This is a genomic window from Pirellulales bacterium, assembly GCA_035546535.1.
Lineage (GTDB): Bacteria > Planctomycetota > Planctomycetia > Pirellulales > JACPPG01 > JACPPG01.
In genome coordinates this window covers 52076-72249 of the sequence record DASZWQ010000156.1, presented here as the reverse complement: position 1 = coordinate 72249, position 20174 = coordinate 52076, and the positions used below count along the sequence as shown (strand labels likewise).

General features: G+C 62.7%; 17 protein-coding genes. 9 read left to right on the top strand and 8 right to left on the bottom strand.

The features are described 5' to 3' along the window. Positions 1 to 170: 170 nt before the first annotated feature. From VHD36_19130 to VHD36_19120, 3 genes are all read right to left on the bottom strand, one after another. Positions 171 to 860, bottom strand: coding sequence for an HAD family phosphatase (locus tag VHD36_19130; protein HVU89450.1), 690 nt, complete (start codon positions 858 to 860; stop codon positions 171 to 173). A gap of 147 nt (positions 861 to 1007) precedes the next feature. Beyond that, complete coding sequence (locus VHD36_19125; GenBank protein ID HVU89449.1) at positions 1008 to 1703, bottom strand: CoA pyrophosphatase; 696 nt, start codon at positions 1701 to 1703, stop codon at positions 1008 to 1010. A 13-nt stretch (positions 1704 to 1716) separates the two neighbouring features. Continuing rightward, positions 1717 to 3315 (bottom strand): DUF6798 domain-containing protein, encoded by a 1599-nt coding sequence (locus VHD36_19120; GenBank protein ID HVU89448.1) that lies wholly within the window; start codon positions 3313 to 3315, stop codon positions 1717 to 1719. Between the two features lie 283 nt (positions 3316 to 3598). Between VHD36_19120 and prpB the strand changes: the two genes are divergently transcribed. After that, positions 3599 to 4483 carry a methylisocitrate lyase gene (prpB, locus tag VHD36_19115; GenBank protein HVU89447.1) on the top strand — a complete coding sequence of 295 codons (885 nt, stop codon included), beginning with the start codon at positions 3599 to 3601 and terminating at the stop codon, positions 4481 to 4483. After that, positions 4480 to 5598, top strand: coding sequence for a citrate/2-methylcitrate synthase (locus VHD36_19110; GenBank protein HVU89446.1), 1119 nt, complete (start codon positions 4480 to 4482; stop codon positions 5596 to 5598). Before prpB ends, VHD36_19110 begins: the two co-directional genes overlap by 4 nt. A gap of 144 nt (positions 5599 to 5742) precedes the next feature. Here VHD36_19110 and VHD36_19105 read toward each other — a convergent pair whose 3' ends face one another. The 4 genes from VHD36_19105 to VHD36_19090 all read right to left on the bottom strand — a co-directional run bounded on the left by VHD36_19105 (position 5743) and on the right by VHD36_19090 (position 11657). Next, positions 5743 to 7797, bottom strand: a complete 2055-nt coding sequence (locus VHD36_19105) for a hypothetical protein (GenBank protein HVU89445.1) — start codon at positions 7795 to 7797, stop codon at positions 5743 to 5745. Next, positions 7797 to 8819, bottom strand: coding sequence for a trypsin-like peptidase domain-containing protein (locus VHD36_19100; GenBank protein HVU89444.1), 1023 nt, complete (start codon positions 8817 to 8819; stop codon positions 7797 to 7799). Before VHD36_19100 ends, VHD36_19105 begins: the two co-directional genes overlap by 1 nt. After that, positions 8819 to 11074: a hypothetical protein gene (locus tag VHD36_19095; protein ID HVU89443.1), complete on the bottom strand. Its 2256-nt coding sequence runs from the start codon at positions 11072 to 11074 to the stop codon at positions 8819 to 8821. Before VHD36_19095 ends, VHD36_19100 begins: the two co-directional genes overlap by 1 nt. Before the next feature lie 397 nt (positions 11075 to 11471). Further along, a complete protein-coding gene (locus VHD36_19090; protein ID HVU89442.1) occupies positions 11472 to 11657 on the bottom strand; it encodes a hypothetical protein in 186 nt (61 codons plus the stop codon). On the opposite strand from VHD36_19090, the gene VHD36_19085 reads away from it, so the two are divergent. From VHD36_19085 to VHD36_19055, 7 genes are all read left to right on the top strand, one after another. Then, positions 11656 to 12531, top strand: coding sequence for a hypothetical protein (locus tag VHD36_19085; GenBank protein ID HVU89441.1), 876 nt, complete (start codon positions 11656 to 11658; stop codon positions 12529 to 12531). The two genes, VHD36_19090 and VHD36_19085, sit on opposite strands and share 2 nt — an antisense overlap. Before the next feature lie 459 nt (positions 12532 to 12990). After that, positions 12991 to 14154, top strand: a complete 1164-nt coding sequence (locus VHD36_19080) for a hypothetical protein (GenBank protein HVU89440.1) — start codon at positions 12991 to 12993, stop codon at positions 14152 to 14154. 155 nt (positions 14155 to 14309) lie between these two features. Next, entirely contained in the window at positions 14310 to 14513 is a 204-nt protein-coding gene (rpmI, locus tag VHD36_19075; GenBank protein HVU89439.1) for a 50S ribosomal protein L35, read from the top strand. Between the two features lie 133 nt (positions 14514 to 14646). Then, entirely contained in the window at positions 14647 to 15006 is a 360-nt protein-coding gene (gene rplT, locus VHD36_19070) for a 50S ribosomal protein L20 (protein HVU89438.1), read from the top strand. 194 nt (positions 15007 to 15200) lie between these two features. Continuing rightward, positions 15201 to 16286, top strand: coding sequence for a phenylalanine--tRNA ligase subunit alpha (gene pheS / locus VHD36_19065; protein ID HVU89437.1), 1086 nt, complete (start codon positions 15201 to 15203; stop codon positions 16284 to 16286). Between the two features lie 48 nt (positions 16287 to 16334). Continuing rightward, the gene (gene pheT / locus VHD36_19060; protein HVU89436.1) at positions 16335 to 18356 is read left to right on the top strand and encodes a phenylalanine--tRNA ligase subunit beta; all 2022 of its coding nucleotides are present in this window, start codon (positions 16335 to 16337) and stop codon (positions 18354 to 18356) included. A gap of 139 nt (positions 18357 to 18495) precedes the next feature. Beyond that, complete coding sequence (locus tag VHD36_19055) at positions 18496 to 19251, top strand: NAD-dependent deacylase (GenBank protein HVU89435.1); 756 nt, start codon at positions 18496 to 18498, stop codon at positions 19249 to 19251. 113 nt (positions 19252 to 19364) lie between these two features. On the opposite strand, the gene VHD36_19050 is transcribed toward VHD36_19055, so the two are convergent. Beyond that, on the bottom strand, positions 19365 to 20135 hold the full coding sequence (locus tag VHD36_19050) for a class I SAM-dependent methyltransferase (protein ID HVU89434.1): 771 nt from the start codon (positions 20133 to 20135) through the stop codon (positions 19365 to 19367). Positions 20136 to 20174: the final 39 nt, after the last annotated feature.

The following is a 20174-nucleotide window of genomic DNA, read 5'->3' as shown; positions in this document are numbered from 1 at the left end:
CCTGTCCTGGCCTGTCGTGTGGCCGACGACCGCCCTGAACTAACAGCCGCGATCGCCGTTCTGTTGTCGCCGGCGGCGCGCCGGGTGACGCTCGATGCCGACAAAGCGAGCGCACTTTTTGTCGCTCCCCTGAATGGGCGGCGGAGTCTAGCAACGCTCTGCTGCTAGCGTCAAGACGAGGGTCGGGCCTGGGGCGCCGCCAGGCCGAGCATGGCGTAGATGCGTTGATCGCCAAGACTTTGCGCCACGAACTCGGCGCCTGTAAAGTCATGGTTCAGGCTGTGACCACCGGGCACCGCCACCACGCGCGCACCGGCCGTGACCGCGGCTTTACAGCCGTTGGCGCTGTCTTCCAGGACCGCCATCTCGCGCGGGGAAAGGCCAAACGCCGCGGCCGCCTTCTGATAAATCTCGGGATGCGGTTTGCCTTGCGTCACGCTTTCGGACGTCAGCATAAAGTCGAAGCGCGGCACCAGGGCAAAGCGCGACAGCACATCCTCGACGAACGAGCGCCGGCTGCTGGTGGCGATGGCCTTGGGGATGCCATGACGCTCAAGCGCGGCGAGCAGGTCGAGCAGGCCCGGCATCGGTTCCAGCCGAGCATCGAGAATGGCCGGGAAAATTTCATCCGTTTCGCGCGACAGCTCGTCGACCGTGGCCGATAGATCGTGCCAGTCGATCATGATTTGCAAGGCAACGTGATTCGGGCGCCCCATCATGGCATCGAGCAGATCGGCGCCGAAGTCGCAGCCCCGGCGGCGCAACAGCTCGGCGCCGACGTCCTGATAAAGCTCCTCGGTATTGAACATCAGGCCGTCGAGATCGAAGACGACGGCCCGGGGCGTGATCGCGGAATTCATGAGAAAATGATGAGCGTGGGCGGATACTCGCAACGCGACCGATCAGTGAGGGACCAAATAAGCGCTCGCACGCAGAAACTGTATCGCGGAGCGGTTGAAAAGGCCATGCGAGGCCGGTCACGAGAGCCGCTGGGTAAACCGGAGTCGCTAGACGTCACCCGGCGGCGCGGACAACCCGGTCGTTGGCTCTAAAGCGCCGCGCGGCAGTTCCGCTAGAATCGCGACCAGCTCGGCCAAAATGATACAAGTCGCGCCCCATACGCGGTAATTACCCCAGGCGACGTGCGGCGCCGAGAACTCCAATTCGCCGCGGCGGTAAGGATGCACTCCGTAATTTCCCGCGTCGAGCAAATGCGTCAGAGGCATCTCCAGAACTTCCGCCACTTCGCGCTGGCAGGGACGAAACGTGATGGGCCCTCTCGCCACGGCCACCCAAGGAACCACCAAATAATTACTGACGAATACATTCAACGGCGACAGGCAGCCAAGAATTCCAACGGCCGAGGCGGGCACGCCAATTTCCTCCTCCAGCTCACGCGCGGCGGCGTCGGCGCTCGTCTCGCCCGGCTCGACCATGCCGCCCGGGAAACTGATCTGCCCGGCATGGGCCAGCATCGTCTCAGGGCGCATGGTGAAAGGGACAAACCAGCGATTGTCATGCGCATAGAAGAGAATGAGCACGGCCGCATGGCGCGCATCGTGCGCCGGCGGGCCAAAATGCCGGCCGTAGCTGAGCGACGGCGCAAAACGCGCCCGCACCTCCTCGGGAGGCATGGGCTGCTGCAAACGCTCTCTAAGCCACGACCCCAGATCGCTGGTCGGCGTGGCCACTTCTTGATTCATGGCACCAAACCCTTCAGCGCGCTGGTGGTTCTGGTCTTGGCAGTTCGTACACGGCGTACGTCGCGTTGCGGTACAGGCAGGGGAAATCTAGCGCCGGTTCGGCTTCGGTCAAGATGTAGCCCGCCTGGTATTTCTGCGCTGCGGCGAGCAATCGATCGCGCGGCGTCTCGGCCAGGCTATCGTACCAGGGCTCTTCAGCGTCCCCTGTGCCGTACAGATCCTCAAGACGCTCGCGCCAGGCGACGATGCCTGCGGCATCTTGCGGCAGATCCTTCCAGGTAACGACTTCGCTGCGCGCCGCGTACCATTTGAATGTTTGCGCCGTGCGCGGGGTCAAGAACCTGGCGCCGGCCGGTACATGAACCGCAATCCATTCGCACGCATCGCGCCAATCGACGTGATTCTGCACCTTTCCCGGCTTGTCAGCGCGAGGTATCGGATCGGCGAATCGGGCCATGATTTGCGGCGCTAGTTGCCAGCCGGCAAAGGCCAATAGCGCAATTGTCGCCGCGGCCCGCCGCTTGGGACGAGATGCCGTCAGCCGTGCGACGAGCGCCACCGTCCACAGCGCAACTCCCAGCGGTACGAATGCGTCGGCCAGGCGAAACCAATAGAAGCGCAACCAGGCCGCGGCCAACTCGGGCTGGGACAGGCCCCACACGCTCAGCAAAACGCCCGCCAACGCAATCACGAGCGAAGCGTTCACCACACTGCGCACGCGACGGCGTCCGTCATCGCCCGCCACAACGAGAGCCAGCACGATCCAACCGGCGACCAAAAGTGCGAAGCGGCTGCACAACGGGTTCGCGATTCCGAAGAACGACAAATGATGCGGCAGCCGCTCGTAGACGTAGATCACGTTCGCGCGGGCCACGATGTCACGGTCGGCACCGAAGTTAATCGCCATTCCCGGCAGCAATCCCGGCAGCGACAAGAGGCCCCCGACGACAAGCCCCGGCAGCATCGCGCCGAAGCTCGGCCGGCCCGCGCGGATTGTCAGCCAGCAGATTCCCACGGCGATCACGGTCCAACCACCGACCAGGACGTGAAAGGCGCTCGCCACCCCGAGCAGAATCCAGGTTGCATTCCAGCGGCCGCGCACCAGCTCGGCCAACCCGGCGAACACAAGCGCGTAGGCGAATCCTTTTGCCTCGAAACCGCCGACGACCCATTCGCCGGCCATGTGAAAATTCTCATTCAGCGCAACAAAGAGCGCTGCCGAAACGACCGCCGCGCCCCATTGCGGCAGCAGTGCCCAACTGAGACGGCGCCATGCTGTTGCCAGGAGTAACCAGGTCACGAATCGGCCGACCCAGGCCATGGTCGGTAGCGCCACTTCACGGCTCATCCAGCCGCAGGTGACGTAGAACGTCCAGTGAGAATCAACCGAGTCGAGGAAAAAGTCATCCGCGATCCAACTGGGGTCGTAATAGTGCTTCGCCTTGCCGAGATAGTGCGGCTCATTGGGGTCGGGTACCGGACAGCCTGCGTAGGCCGCGAAGACCAGCAGCACAAGCGCCGTCTCGAGCACGCACCACGGGCGCGCAACCGTTGCAGGCTCGGCGGCCGGCGCTTGCTCCATGACTGCGGCAGGCATAAGGCGGTCGGACATGGCGAGAAATTCATGAATCGCGCGAGAGCGGATGCGATTTAACCGGCGCGTCGCACGCTTGCGACATCTTAACGCTAAGTCGCCGAATCGGGTGAGGCCAGTGGGGCGACCTTTTACGGAGATGCCCCGCCGCTTGAGCGAGCACACAAACAAATCGCGTCTGTCGAAAGGTAGGCGGCTGCTACGGCGACGATTCCGCCCCTTGCGGACCGGCTTGCCGGCCACCTATGATTCGGTGGCATATAATCAAAACAACTCGCAGACTCCAAGGGATGGCTCGTCCGTGACCGCCGCGTCTCCTGGCAAATTGTTGCGTGTCGCTGTCGAGGAATCGACGATCCTCATCCCCGGCGCTTTCGACGCCCTGGTCGGCAAGTTGATCGAGCGTGCCGGCTTTCGCGCCATGTATCTGTCGGGGGCGGCCTTTTCGGCGGGCGCGCTCGCGCTACCGGATATCGGGCTCTTCACCCTTTCGGAACTGGTCGAACAAACCACGCGGCTCACCCGGGCCACGACCATTCCGCTGATCGTCGATGCCGACACCGGCTTTGGCGAGGCGGTGAATGTCGAGCGCACGGTGACCGAACTGGTGGCCGCCGGGGCCGCCGCCATTCAGCTCGAAGACCAGCGCCTGCCCAAGCGATGCGGACACCTCTCGGGCAAGAGCCTGGTCGAGCCGGCCGAAATGGGCGCCAAGATTCGCGCCGCCGTCGCGGCGCGCGGCGCGACCGATACCGTCATCCTCGCCCGCACCGACGCGCGCGGCGTAACGGGCATGAAAGAGGCACTCGATCGAGCCAAACGATTCGTCGACGCCGGCGCCGATTGGATTTTTCCCGAGGCCCTAGCCACGCCGCAGGAATTCGAGGAATTCGCCCAGACGATCAAGGCGCCGCTCGTGGCCAACATGACCGAATTCGGTAAAAGTCCGCTCTTGCCGCTCAAAGATTTGCAGCAAATGGGCTATGCCGGCGTCCTGTTGCCCGTGACCCTGTTGCGGATAGCGATGGGAGCGGTGAACGAAGCGCTCGTCGAAATCACGCGCTCCGGCACGCAGCAAAAGCTGCTCAACCGGATGCAATCCCGTCAAGAACTGTATGATCTGCTCGGCTATACCGGTTACGAAGACCGGGACCGGGCCTATTTCCAACGCGAGGCCAATTCATGAGCGAAGCCGTTTACAGTCCGGGGCTGGAAGGAGTCATCGCCGGCGAGACGGGGATCAGCACCGTCGACGAGGGTTTGCACTATCGTGGCTACTCGGTCGAAGAGTTGGCCACGCATTCCACCTTCGAAGAGACGGCCTACTTAATCCTGTACGGTGAATTGCCGAAGGCCAGCGAGTTGGCCGAGTTTCGCGCAGGCTTGTCGCGCGCCATGGGGGTGCCGAAGGAAATCATCGACACGCTGCGGAAGATCCCGCAGCACGCCTCGACGATGGACGTCATGCGCACGGGCGCCAGCCTGCTGGCCCATTGGGACCCCGACACCGACGACAACAGCCACGATGCCAACCTGCGCAAGGCCGAGCGACTGCTCGCCCAATTGCCGGTCATCATGGCGGCCCGCCACCGGCTGACCGGCGGCGATGAGCCGATCAAAGCCGACCCGAAGTTGTCGATCGCCGGCAACATCCTGTACATGCTACGCGGCGAAAAGCCGAGCGAGCGCTGGACGAAGGCGATGGACATCTCGCTCATTCTCTATGCCGAGCACGAATACAACGCCTCGACCTTCACGGCCCGAGTGATCACTTCCACGCGATCGGACTTGCACTCGGCGATCACCGGCGCGATCGGCGCGCTGAAAGGTCCCCTGCACGGCGGCGCCAACGAGCGCGTGCTGGAAGTCCTGCAGGAAGTCGGCACCGCCCAGAACGCCGAACCGTGGGTTCGCAAAGCATTGGCTGCCAAGCAACTGATCATGGGCTTCGGCCATCGTGTCTATAAGACCGGTGACCCGCGGGCCAAGTATCTGAAAACACTGTGCCAGGAAATCGCCAAAGAGACCGGCCACGACGACATGGAACAGATGGCCGAGATCATCGAGCGGATCGTAACCGGCGAGAAGAAGCTGCCGCCGAATCTCGATTGGCCCAGTGCCCGGCTCTATCACTACATGGGCTTGCCGATCTACCTGTACACGCCGCTCTTCGTCGTGAGCCGCGTGTCGGGCTGGAGCGCGCATGTCATCGAACAGGCCGACAACAATCGGCTGATCCGCCCCAGAGCCCGCTACATCGGCGCGAAAACGCGTACGTACGTGCCCCTCGAGAAGCGGTAAATTCGAGCCATGTACGGTGCCCTGTGGGCACCACGACTCTTGCGTTTAATCACGGTGCCCAAAGGGCACCCTACAAACCGCATGCTTACTCGCCTCTCGGCGAAAAAGCATGGCACACGGAATCTGCGTAGGTGAGAGGCGCCCTTACGGCGCCGGCATCTCGATGGCCGTCCGCAGCGTGACACCGTGCTGGTTCGGGACCAGTTGGCTGACGCTGACGCCGGTCGCTCCTTCAAGCTCCTGTTCGCTGGGCAGCAGGGCCTGGAGCTTCTTCATCAGCTCGACGTCCACTTTCTCGCCATCGTCCTGGCCACCGCCACCACCGCCACCAACGGTGATACTCGTGGGAGTGCCCATGGTCCGGCTGCTTACCGAATACTCGAACAGCGAGCCGAGCGATTCCCGCAGCGACTTCAGATACCCGTCGAAGTTGGCCACCTGGTAATAGATGGACGGTTCCGGCGGCAATAGCGCCGCCGCTCTGCGCGGCAAGTCGCCGCCGCGGAACGAGGCGGCCCCCTCGGGCGGATTGCGCACCGTCGACAGAAGCGGCTCGATCACGTCTTCGCCCAGCCCCAGCACCATGTGCCCGTGGCCGACAAATAGTCCGCCGGTGAAGGCATCTTCGACGTTGATGCGCAGGCCGATGTAGCCCTGCTCTTCGGCCGGCTCGATCATACCTTCGGAAAGCGCGGCAAAACCGCCCGCCAGTTGCATCAGCCGCTTCCACAGGGCTTCGTCCTTCAATTGCCAGACAATGCCCATGCGCGACGTGGCGGCCTCCGCTTCCTCGTCTTCGAGGGCCGCCTTGACGTCGACCGCCGCGTCGGGGAACGAGACGAAGTAATGGTTCGTCCCGACCGAGGACAAGATGGTTTCCACGTCGGTTTGCAGGAAGGCGCCAATCTGCTGCTCGACCTGATTGATCATCGTCTGCGCCTGGTCACCCCCTTCGCTGATCAGCACCTCGCGCAGAAGCTTGTAGGCCTTGCCCAGGTCGAAGCTCAACTGATCGAAGCTCAATGCGTTCGCCGGAACCCAGGCCGGCGGATCGGGCTGAAATGTCGGCTGATCCAAAAGCGCGAGCAGTCCTTGTCGCGGCTCGGGAGCCGAGACGAACAGTCCGGCCCGCATGGCGCCGCGATCCAGCGCGATGCGCACGGCGCCCGGCCCCAGCTTGTCGAGGCCCAGCATCTTGATGATCCGCGCGGGCGTCGGGCTTTCCGCGTCCTTGGCCAGCCGTAGCAGCGGCTCCGGCATGAACAACACGTCCACAAGCGGCGTACCGTCGGGCAGCGCCGCGGCCAGGCCTGGCGTCGCCATGATGCGCGGCATCAGGCCCGCCGGCGCCGACGAATGAGCTTTCAGGAAGCGGGCGAAGATTCCCTTGGCCTCTTCCAGGCCCGTCAGCGCGCTCAGGTCGATCTTCTTGTCAGGATCGTCGCCCAATTCTTCGCGGACTTCTGACTCGTTCTGCGGAAACGTGGTGCCGATCAGCAGACGATTGCCAAGGCGCGTCACGAAGGTGTGAACCTCGTCGATATCGATCTGCTTCGCATCGGCCGCCTTCTTCCGCTGTTCTTCCAGCTTGGCCTTGATCTTTTCCTCGTCGAGATCTTCGCCGTCGACGTTGAAGCTGGGCAACTCGGCCGGCCCCTTCATCGGTGTGGTAATGTGGATCACGGTTTGCCCGTCGATATCGAAATCGACGCGTCGGGCGCCGCCGGCGACATCTTTTTCGTCATCGATCGACTGGGCCAGCGCCGCCATCAGCCGCTGCCCCAAGTCGCCATCCGGCTCGGCCCAGCCCAGTCCCACGGCCAGCGGATAGCGTCCGCGGCGCGGCTCGACGATGACGGCGAACCCCACCTCATTGTCGAAGAGCTTGGGAAAGTCCTCGATCTTCAGGTTGTACTTACCGAGCGATTCGGTGAATTGAGTCAGCCCTTCGCCGGCTTGCTCGCGAATCAGGTTCACCACGCCTTCGAAGCGCTGCGGACTTAACAGCACGCTCCCCAGCTTGGTCTGCTCGCGGAATACGTCCACGAACTTGCGGCCCGCCGGCACGCGCAGCACGAAGACCGTTTCATCCGGCAAGCATTGATGCGAGGGCTGCAACTCGGCCGCTTGGGTCGTAGCAACCAAAAGCAAGGCTAGCAGCACGAAGGCAGCCCGGGAGGCAATGGGTCGCAGTTTCATTATTGTCCTTTCGCGCCGGCGCTCGCGTCAGCCGGCTGGGTTTTGGCGCTATCGGTCTTGAGGGCCGCCGCGGCGGCCGCCACCGCTTCACGGGTCGGCGGAGGAAGATAAGTAATGCCATTCTGCGGCTGCGACGCGTCGTACAAGTAGGCGTCGCGGTGCGTGAGAAACTCGATCAGGTCGGCGGCCGGAATGCCAAAGGCCAGTCCGTCGAACATCGTCGCGCCGGCGCAGGCAATGCCCACTACTTCGCCCCGCAAATTGAAAAGCGGTCCGCCGCTGTTGCCGGGGTTGATGGCCGCGTCGGTCTGAATCAATCGCATGTGGCCGATCGTGCGGCTCGTCGAGCTGACGATGCCTTGCGTCACGGTTCGCTCGAGACCCAGCGGGTTACCGATGGCAAACACCACGTCGCCCACGCGCAAGTCGTCACGATCGTCGATCAGCACCGGCTTGGGCGGATCGCCCGACAGTTCGGCCAAATCGAGCTGCAAAAGCGCAATATCGCGCAGCGGCTGCAAGGCCAATATGCGCACCTTCTTCAACTCGTGCTTTTCATAGCCCTGCGGCGTGGGCTTGAAGTAGATGACCGAGATCTTGGTCTCGCCCTCGACGACGTGGTAGTTCGTGATCAGGTGCCCTTTGTGGCTGATGACGAAACCGCTCCCCTGCCCCACGGCGGTCTTGACCATCACGACCGAGTCGCCACAGCGCTTGGCCAACTCGGGCACGTCGGCCGGCGCGGCACGGCCGGTCAGGAAAATGCCGCGGTCGCGGTGCGATTCGTCGGTCTCTTGATTGGCACCGCGGTCAATGCCGAGCAGCCGCTTAGCGGGAATCTGCAAGACGTCGTGCCCCAGGTCCAGGACGATGCCCTGGTCGTTTTCACGCAGCAGTTCAGCCGTGATTTTGGCGCCGCCGACGAGCGTGACGGTCACCTGCTGACCGGCTGTCGCTGCTGCCGGGTGCAGCACCATGCCGATGGTTCCGCAGACCATGCCGAAAAAGATTCGCCGCAACATCAATTCGTCTCCCGAGCGACGTAAATGATCAATCGATCCTGGCACAAGAGGGCCAGATCCTGCGCGTGATCGCCGTCGGCGTCGAAGCCGATCACGGTGCGCGGCTCGGCGACTTGCTGTTCTTCCTTGCCGCCGTAGGGGTACGTGCGATCATCGAAAATCTTCCACGACCCGAGGGGGATGAGACCGTTCTCTCCACGGCCTAGCACCGTGACCTGGTGGCGGGCGTCGTCGAACAGAATGCATTCTTCCTGTCCGTCGCCCGTCACGTCGGTCGTCGTGATGCGGTGAATCGCGGGCTCCTTGACGCCGCTCGGCCGACCGACGCGACCGTCGAAGCTGTCTTTCAACGTCAATTCCCAGGGGCGGCCTTTGCCCAGGCGAATGACACTGTCCTGGTCGACGAGCATCAAGCCCAGCACGGCGTCGAGCAACAACTGGCTTCCCCCCGGCGGCTTGATACTGTCCTTCACGCGCAGGATGCCAGCGTCGTCAGGCTTGAGTTGATGCACGAAGGCCCCGCCTTGCTCCAGCGCCCAGGCCGTGCCGTCGGCCAGCGGTACAAAGCTGGCGATTTTTTGCCCCTCGGGCAGCATCACCTGGTCCGTGGGTTGCATGTCGTCGTTGAGCCATTGCAGGACACCATCGGTCAACCGGCCCAGCCGCGGCCGACCGCCGAAGTTATAAATGCCGAATTCGGCGAGATCGACTTTCACCAGATTTGCCGGCTCGCGAACTCCTACTTTTCCGGCGTCATCCAGCGAAACGACTTTCAGCGTGTTGCTGTACGATGGCTGCACCAGCACGCGCTTGCCACCGAGCCAGATGACTTTCTCGGCCTTCGTGCCCTGGCCCGTGAAACGCGTACGCGTGGGCTCCATCTGCTGTTGCTCCCACACATACAGGTCGAGATCCGCGCCAACGCGCTGCACCCACCAGGCGGTGTTGCCCGTCGACCCGAGTGCGAGAATCGTGCGGTCGGCCACGTCGGCCGATTGCGGCATGGCCACCGGATAGGTCATCCGGTTGTTTTCCCACACGCTCGTGTACAGGTCCGTCGCATCCTTGACCCACAAGAGCAGCTTGCCGGGCTGGGCATGCGCCGCGGCCAGGCCGCGCACGCCGCTAATCAGCGGGAAGGTTTCTTCGGCCTGCCATCCCAGATCGCCCACCGGCTGCACGCGCAGTCGCGGTTGGCCCGAGTCGACGGCCACGAGCGCCGGTTTTCCGGCGAGTTGAATGCCAGTCCACAGCGCCTTCGGCCCGCCCGGCATCGGCAGCGATTCCTGGCGGCCAAGCTCGCTTTCTTCGCCGCGTCCCAGGACGTAGCGCCGCAGCAAGCCTTCTTGCACGCCGCCCAGAAGCAACAACTCCGCCGGAGCGCCCTGCACCGGCAACGCCCGGGCGCCGGCGACCGGGTGTTCGTAGAGCGTCTGGGCCGACATCAATTTGCCGTCGCGGCTTTCGTGCCAGCGAATCGTCTGCTTCGGTTGTTGCGACCATTCCCACAGGTCCTGGTCGCCATCGCCGTCGAGATCGACAAAGCGCCATTCCAGCCGGCCGCGCCGCTCGCGTGGGCTGAGCCATGCCGCCCGCGCACCGGGCTGCAACTGCAGCGTTTGAATCCCCTGCTCGCAACTGACGAACAGCTCGAACACGCCCGGCGATGCCTCGCGCAGCAATAAAAGCTCACGCTTGCCTGAAGGTACACCCGGTAGCAGATCCCAATGTCGGGCCTTCTTCCACTCGACGCCCGAGGCGGAGTCGCCGGCGGCCGCCTTGTAAAGCAGCACTTTGTTCGAAGGCGTGGTCAGAATGACAAGCTCCGGCTTGCCGTCGCCGTCGATATCCCGTGCGAGTGCATCAGCAGGCAACTCGTCGAGCGCCAATTCCGCGCGCTTCCAATCGGCGGCACCCGGCAGATCGTTGGGACGCTCGGCGTCGGAAGTGGTCGCGGCTTTCCGATCGCCGGCGGGCAGCCAACGATAGATATCCAGCCTCGACATGCGCGTGTTGACCACGATCAACTGCTGCCGCCCGCTACCGGCCAGGTCGGCGGCGAACATCCGGCTCGGCGCGCCTTCCTGCTTGACGATCCGCATCCCTTGCCAGCCGGACAACTGCTCATCGGCTCCTACCGTGCGCGGGGCAACAGCGACAAGCACCAGAAACAGCGCAGCGACCGTGCGCGCGTGACGAAGCAACATGAAATCCCGCGGACGGTCATCGTGAAAGTTCATCATAGTGGCTTGCATCAGGAGCTCGCCGAAACGGCACGGGGCGCAATCACGGCGGGGCGACCCCGCGAAAGCCGGCCCCGAACTTCACAGACTATACCTAGGCCCCCGGAAGTCGGGAAGGAATTCGGAGCAGCGCCGCCGGCCCGCTAGCGGTGGTCCGGGGGGTGACACGGCCCGCCCACTGAATCCCTTTGAATCCCTAAATTCTAGGTCGTCTGCTCGCTAACCCATTCGCCGCACATCGTGGCAAGGGGGTCGCGAGTTCCGCCGAAAGCGTCGCGGGGCCGAAAAACCGGCACCGGCGCGCTAGCCGGACCCCGGTTACATTCCCGCCCGTAAACGGGCACATTCGCCTGGCAGTTCGCCGTTCCGGTTCCAGCTGTGATTGACGCCCTGGACGGCCACTTGATATTTACCAGCCGCAAAGTTCGCGGTCCACGAGCCTCTCGATGCGCCGCCAGCGGTTTTTAAGGATGGACGCTTCCTTCGAACGCCCCCGGGCAGGACGAATCGCGACGATGATGAAACGGATTTTCTCGATTGATCTCTCGGCGGCGCGAGGCCAGATCGTCACAGGGACCTTCGAGATTCCTTGCATGCGACGCCTCATCCTTTTTTTGGCGATAGCCGCCTGTGCAAGCGGCATGGCGCGTGCCGAGGAGCCGGTAGTAATTCCTCAGGGTGTGATCGAAGCAGCGCCGGCGTCTACAGGCGAATCGAGCCGTTCCCAACAAGTGCTCGTTACGCTGCGCCTCGTGGAGATTGATGTAACGGTTCTGCGACAGAAGGGTTTTGACTTTCGGATCCCCACGCCCCAGGGCGTCGACGCGCAGCGCATGGCGCAGTTGCGAGCGGTGACCGACAAAGTGACGGCCGTTCCGCCCGACTCTTCGGGACGCGGCGACAGCACGATAACTCCATGCGGCTCGCTGCCGCCGAATCATCCGTTCTTCGCGTTGCTCGATGCGCTCGAGCGGCAAAAACTGGCGACCGAGCTTTGTGCGCCGAATGTTACGACGGAAGAAGGAAAGACAAGCAGCTTCCGTAGCGGCTCGGAATTCCCGAGCGGCCGGACCCCGGAGGGACGGGATATCAAGAAGTTTGCGGGCACGAGCGCCGAAGTCGCGACGCGCCGCTTGCCGGAAGATCAAGTGCATGTAAAGCTCGCGCTATCCTTCTCGGAAATCGATGCGTCACAGTCGGTCAAAAACGGCGGAGTCACGATCCCTGGCTTAAAGATCCGCGAGTGTGCCACCGAGTTCCAATCGCGGTTGGGCGAGACATGGATCTGCTCAGGTCTGACGCAGAAACGATCCGTCGCCACGGGCAAAAAATGGAAAGCCGGGACGAGCGAGCACCTGTTCCGTCAGCTTCTGTTGGTCACGACTCAGGCGATCGACCAGCCCGTGGTCGCCGGAAAGCCGCTTCCCGCATCGCTCGAAGGCGCGAGCCAGCCGGTGCTGCGCCGGTAATGATGCGCGCCCATGGAGTTTCCAGGGCGCGCCTATTTGACGAGGACGAGGGAAAGCTGCTGGAACCGTGATCGGTGTGCCCCCAGCAGCAGCGGCCCTGCGGGACACGCGGCCCTAGGTGCCGATGCTAGCGCCCGGACTGACCTTGCCGGGGCAAGCCGTCTGCGCACAGAATCTAGACACGTATAGTTGAGGCGATCTTTTTCCTCGCGTAGGACGATGCGACAAAGGACTTCTATGCGATATTCCGTCGGGGCTTTGAAGATTCTCGTGGGCCTATCTTTGTGCTGCGCCATTCTGACGCCAGCTTCGCCTTGTTTCGCGGCCCAGGCGGACCATGTCAAGTCGCTATCACCAGAGACCCGGCGTCGGGTCGATTTGATCCTGGCAATGGTAGCCGAGTGCGAGGACCAGGGCGATCTTTCAGGAGGCCGAGAACACATACTTGAAGCCCTTTCCGTGATTCGGGCCGAACTCCCTGAAGGACATTGCGACGTTGTGAATATGCAGACGGCGTTGGAGAAGCTGGACTGGTATGAAGCGCTCGATGGGGAGGAGCAAAAGTCCTTCTTGGAAGCGAACGACCTCCAGCGCGAGGCAGTTCAGGCCGCTCGTAAGGGTGATTTCGAATCAGCGCTTGCAGATCTCAATGACGTTCAGTCGCAATACGCGTTGCTAAATACTCCTCCCTGTGATGAGACCATTGTACTTCAGTTGTCTCGATCCCATTTGCTAATCCTCTGCTCGCGTCCCAAGGAGGCAGTGCTCGCAGCCTCCACTGCGCAACGCCTCGCAATTGCCGCAGATGGTGAATTATCTCCTTCGGTAATTAAGTGCTTGTGCGTACTCAACAAAGCCTACATTGAAACTGGCGACATGATTGGCGCAGCGCGTGCTATCTGTAGCGCCTGCCGAATTTGTTCGGCGTTCGATGATGAAGTGCAGTTCGAGTACGTTGAATGCTTGCTCGATGCTACGTCGACTTTTCTAAAAGTAGACGACCTCTCCCGAGCGCAAGCCTGCTTGGACAAAGCAAGCGGCTCATTGGACAACGACGGAACGGCGCCGCCTGCTACGAGACGCGAGGCACTAGCTCGGCGGGTGCTAAATTCTCGGGCAGTCCTCGATATGCAACAGCACAAGTATGAATCGGCGTTGCAAAAAGCAGACGAATACTTAAAAGCGACCACGAATAAGGCTGACCGTGCCTTCGCCCAAAGGGTAAAGGGTGCAATCTTGTTGAAGATGGGGAAGACGGACGAGGCGCGCGACATCATCTACGAGGCTGCCGACCTCACGTCGGCCCACGTCTGCCCATCTTTACGAGCGGCCGAGAGTACAATCTACGCGGCAATGCTCACCGTGGACGGTCGCCTTCGCGAGGCGATGGATTTACTTGAGAACCAAATTTCCCAAGTCGAGGCGGCCGCTGGCAAAGAACATCCTGTGCTTGACCGCCTGCTCCGTCACTACGCAAAGGCGCTGGGTGCGGCGGGGCGGAATGAGGATGCCCATTCAGCGGATCAACGTGCGAAAAAAGTGAAGGACGCAATTCAGGCTATGCGCGCTACCATCGAAAGCGATAAGGAATGCAAGCTCCCCTGGGAGGAACGGCCCGACTAGAAAAATACCGCGCGCCTGCAGGCAGCGAGGCCAAACGGAGTAGTCACTGGACCGGGAATTGACCCGACTTACCCTCTTTGCCGGGCGGGTGGTTTTCTCTATAATCGCGGTTTCCTCAATCGGGACCCTACCGCCCCCGGGCGGGATGAAACGCCATGCCCAAGCAAAAAACACACAAAGGTTCGAAGAAGCGATTCCGCGTGACCGCCAGCGGCAAAGTCATGCACCGCGGCACCGGCACCAGCCACTTGGCGACGCATATCACGAAGAAGCGCCGCCGCAAGTTGCGTGGCACGCGTACGCTCGCGCCGATGGAGGCCAAGCGGATCAAGGATTCGCTCCGCGGCTACAGCTACTAAGAACACAGACGCGCACGAAAGGCACGGCCACACGGCCCGTGTCTTAAAAAAACCTGAACAACACGCCGGGCAACAAACATTCCCTCCTTGCAGGGAAGGCCTTGAACGCGTGAAACGGTAGGAGTCGACTGCCATGAGAACGACCAAGGGTGCCGCTCGCACCCAGGCCAAGAAACGGCTGTTCAAGAAGGTCAAGGGATTCCGCGGCGGCCGCGGCAAGCTGCTGCGAACGGCCAAGGAATCGTTGGTTCGCGCCGGCGTATACGCGTTTCGCGATCGCCGCGCACGCAAGCGTGATTTCCGCCGCTTGTGGATTATCCGCATCAATGCCGCCGTTCGCGAGCGCGGCCTGCGCTACAGCGAATTCATCCACGGCCTGGAAAAGGCCAAGATCACGCTCGATCGCAAGTCGCTGTCGGAAATGGCCATCGCCGATCCGGCCGGCTTCGACGCCGTCGTGGCCGCGGTGAAGGAAGTCTTGCAGGCGGCCTGAGCCGTCGCTTCGGGTTGGCTGCGAATGGTTCGAGCCCCGTTGCGTGTTCGTGCGCGCCGCGGGTGCCATGCCTCGCGCAAACGCCCGAGCGTGCGCAACAACGAACATTCGCCGCGACTCCTCTGTCCCTTTCCAGGGCCGGCCGTTACGCTGCTGGCTGGATTTTTCGACCCGTACTCCCGTGGTTCGCCGCGATGGCACTGGCTGAATTTCTCGCCGAACTCGATTCGCTGCTCGACGACGCGGAGAACACCTTCGCGGCCGCCGCGGATACGGCCGCGCTCGAGGCTGCGCGCATCGAGTTCCTGGGCGCTAAGAGTGGCCGCCTGAAGGAGGTCCAAAAGGGGCTCGGCAAGGTCGACAAGGCCGAGAAGCCGGCCGCCGGCAAGCGTCTGAACGAAGTCAAAGAGGCGCTCGAAACCGCCTTCACCGCCGCCGAGCTGCGGGTTAAGAATTCCACCGCGCACACGGGCGGGTCCGGCCAGGCAACCGGACCGCGCTTCGATCCCACGCTGCCGGGCCGGGCCGTGCGTTTGGGCCATCTGCACCCGATCACGCAAACGATCGAACACCTGAAAGAGATCATGGGGCGCCTGGGCTTCAGCGCCGCCGGCGGGCCCGAGATCGAGGACGAGTGGCACAACTTTCAGGCCCTGAACATTCCCGCGGCGCATCCGGCCCGCGATCCACTCGAAAATTTCTACCTGTCGACGGCCGCGGTCAGCGCGCCTGACAAAGCGCAACGGGCGCCGCACCCAGCCTTGGGCGGCACTTCTGCCAGCAGCCCGCTGCTGTTACGCAGCCAGACCAGCACGGTGCAGATCCGCGTGATGGAGAAGACGCCGCCGCCGGTACGGATCATCTCGCTGGGGCGCGTTTATCGGCCCGACACGGCCGACGCCACGCACTATCCGATGTTCCATCAGATCGAGGGACTGCTCGTTGACCGGCACGTCACCATGGCGGATCTGAAGAGCGTGCTGCGACTATTTGCCCGCAGCTATTTCGGCGGCGACGTACATATCCGCTTCCGGCCAAGCTTCTTCCCGTTCACCGAACCGAGCGTGGAAGTCGACATGAGCTGGAACGATAACTGGATCGAAATGGGGGGCGCCGGCATGGTCGATCCCAACGTACTGGCCGCCGTCGGCTACGATCCCGAACAAGTGTCGGGCTTTGCGTTTGGTCTGGGCGTCGAGCGTGTTTGTGCCCGCCGGCACAACGTGACCGACATTCGCGAGTTTTACAAGAACGACGTCCGCTTCCTGGAACAGTTTTAACGGGTGCGGCGCAGCCACTCCTCGCAAACTTCGCATTCGTAGCTTGCCATGATCGTCTCCTGGAACTGGTTGAAAGATTACGTGCGGCTCGACATGCCGGCCGCCGAGTTCGAGCGCCGCTTGATGCTGGCGGGCCTGAACCACGAAGAGACCAAGCAGGTCGGCGACGACCTGGCGATCGACCTGGAAGTCACGAGCAACCGGCCCGACTGTTTGGGGCATATCGGGATCGCGCGCGAAGCGGCGGTGCTGTTCGAACGCGAATTGAAGCTGCCGCCGGTTGATCTGCCCGAATCGGGGCCCAAGATCGACACCCTCGCCAAAGTGCGCATCGACTGCCCGCAACTTTGCCCTCGCTACACGGCGCGGGTGATCCAGGGAGTGAAAGTCGGCCCCAGCCCCGCCTGGATGAAAGAGCGGCTGGCAACCATCGGCATCGCGGCGATCAACAATATCGTCGACATCACGAATTATGTCCTGATGGAGTGCGGTCAACCGCTGCACGCCTTCGACCTGGCGCGCGTCGGCGGACATGAAATCATCGTTCGCGAGGGGCGCCCCGACGAACAGCTCTTGGCGATCGATCACCGCACCTACAACGTCGGGCCGGGCGTGTGCGTCATTGCCGACAACAAGCGCGCGATCGGCGTCGGCGGCGTGATGGGGGGGGCCGAGACCGAGGTCACGAACCAGTCGCGCGATATCCTGCTCGAAGCCGCGGCGTTCGATCCCCTGTCGATCCGCACCACCGCCCGCCGCTTGAATCTGCACAGCGACTCGTCGTTCCGCTTCGAGCGTGGGCTCGATCCTGCCGGGGTCGATTGGGCCAGCCGTCGCGCGTGCCGGCTGATCCTGGAACTGGCCGGGGGTACCTTGGCGGCGGGCGTGATCGACGTCGGCGCCAAGCCCTCGGCCCGTATGCCGGTCGTGTTGCGGCTATCGCAACTCAAGCGCATCCTGGGAATCGACATTCCGCCGGCACGCGTACGGCAGATCCTTGCGGATCTCGGCAACCGGGAAGTGAAGTCGGACGCCGACCAGATCGAAGTCATTCCGCCAAGCTGGCGCGCGGACCTGTCGCGCGAGATCGACCTGGTCGAAGAAGTCGCGCGCATCCACGGATACGATGAGATTCCCGAGGACGTCAGCGTGCCGATGGCCGCCTCCGCCCGCAGCCGCGAAGACCAGGTTCACGATCGCATCCGCCAGGTGCTGGTGGCGGCCGGCTTCGACGAAGCCTTGACCCTCAGCGTGGTCGAAGAGGATTTGTCGAATGCCTACAGCCCTTGGACCGACGCGGCGCCGCTCGTGACGCAGATGCCGATTCTGCGCCGCGCCAGTTATCTGCGACGCAGTCTCGTGCCGAGCCTGCTGGCCGCGCGCTACACCAACGAAACGCTCTCGAATCCCACGATCGAGCTGTTCGAAATGGCGCACGTCTATCTGCCGCGTGCCACGGGCCTGCCCGATGAAGAGCGGATGCTGGCGATCACGACGGGGGGCGACTTTGTGTCTCTCAAAGGGGTGATCGAGGCGATCGTGGCACGGCTGAATCCGCGCGCAACTCTGTCAATCGGGCCGGCCGCACCGTCGGCGCTGCTGGACGCGACGCGCTGCGGCGAACTGCTCGTCGACGGCGCACGACTGGGCTTCCTGGGCGAGGTCAGTCGCGATTGTCTGCACAAGTTCGACCTGCGCGGCCGCTCGACAGTTGCCGAGGTGAATCTGGCCGTGCTCGACAAGCTCGCCAACCTCGTCCCGCAATTCGAGCGGCTCGCTCCCTTTCCCGCCATCGAACGCGATTTGAACCTGGTCGTCGACGAGCGCGTCACCTGGGCCGAAATCGCCGCTGTCGTGCGCGACGCGGCCGGAGCGATTCTGGAACAGCTCAGCTACCGCGACACCTATCGCGATGCCGAGCGGCTGGGCGCCGGCAAGAAAAGCATCCTGCTGTCGATCAAGCTGCGCGATCCGCAACGCACGCTGCCGGGAGAGCAAGCCGACAAAATCTGCCACGAAATTGTCGCCCGCTGTGGGCAGACACTGGGCGCGCAGCTGCGCGCGATGTGAGCGGATTTGCGACGAATGTTCACTGTAGCCCTGGGTCTGGGCCCCCGGAGCCTCTTGCGAAAATTACCGGCCCTCAAAGAGGGCCGGCTACAGTAGGCAGAAGATTGCCTTTTAGCGCGACCTGCCTCATCATGGCGGTATGACCTCGCACGAAACGATCGCCGAATGGCTCTCTCACGCGCAATCGGCCGTTGCCTTCACCGGCGCCGGTATCAGCACGGAAAGCGGCATCCCCGATTTTCGCTCGCCGGGGGGCATCTGGACGCGCTTTCGCATGATCATGTACCAGGAGTTCATGCAAAGCGCCGAAGCGCGCCATGAATACTGGGAACAGAAGGCGGCCGGTCAGCTCGAATTCCGCGACGCGCGCCCCAACGCCGGCCATCGGGCGCTCGCCCATTGGGAAGAGCAAGGCCGACTCGTGGGCGTCATCACGCAAAATATCGACGAACTGCACCAGCGGGCTGGCAGTCAGCGCGTGCTCGAGCTGCACGGCACGGCGATGATGATCGAATGTCAGGATTGCCTCGAGCGTTTTGACGTCGATCCGCTGGTCGAAGCGTTTCGTCGCACCAAGCGGGTGCCCCCCTGTCCTGCTTGCGACGGCGACCGGCTAAAGCATGCCACGGTCTCCTTCGGTCAGGCATTGCCACCGGCGGTGATTCAAAACGCGTTTCAACTGGCGCGGCAGGCGGACGTGCTTCTGGCACTTGGGTCGTCCTTGGTGGTCGAGCCGGCGGCCAGTATTCCGCGCACGGCCAAGGAACATGGCGCGAAGCTGGTGATCATCAATCGCGACCCAACGCCCTTGGACGGCCTTGCTGATCTGGTGCTCGATGAATCAATCGGCGAGGCGCTGTCGAAGGTGGATCGATTGCTGGCCGAGGGACCGTAGAGCCCTCCGGCGATCGCCCATTAGCTCTGTACATACTGATTCGCTTGCAGCGAAAAAGGATGGCACGCGTCCCGTGTTCAGTCTCACCTTGTGCATGGTGCACACAGTGCACCCTACTTGCTATCGTCTTTCTCGAAGAACATCAGGTGTTGCCACGGCAGTTCGTCGAATTGTTCGACCAGTTTGAAGCCGTTAGGTTCGTACTCCTTCAAGATCTGTTCCTTGCTCATCTTGTGCAGCAGCTTGATCGGAACCGACGGGTCTTCGAGACGAAACTCGGCCAGCGCGATCCGCCCTCCGGGCGCCAGGCTCTTGCGCATCGCCTTCAGCATGTGCTCGGGGTAAGTAAACTCGTGGTACACGTCCACGATCAGGATCAGGTCGACTTCCCCCTCGGGCAGGCTGGGATCAATGGGCGTGCTGAGGATCGGTTCGACGTGCTTGATCTTTTTCCCCTTCACCTGTTTGTCGAGCAGCGAGAGCATCTCCGGCTGAATGTCGACGGCCAGCACGCGGCCACGCTCGCCCACCAGCCGGGCCATGCGGATCGTGTAGAAGCCGTTGCCGCATCCCATGTCGCAGACGGTCTGGCCGGGCTTGATCTTCAGCGCCTTGACCAGCCGGTTGCAGTCCTCTTCGCTTTGCCGTTCCTTGCGCACCAGCCAATCGGCGCCGTGAAATGTCATGTACGGCGCGATCTCGCGCCCCTTGTAGAACTGCAATGGCTCCGGCAGTGGGTCGCTGGTTGTGCTGACCGCGCGATCTGTCGAAGAGGCCGCGGCGGGGGATTGATCGCTTGCGACCTGGCCTTGCGCGAATGCTGCCGCCACCGTCACCTGGCCCACCGCGGCGAACAACAACCATTTCAAAACAGGTCGGCGCACGCGACACTCCTTATCAAAATCAGGATCCATCGATCCATC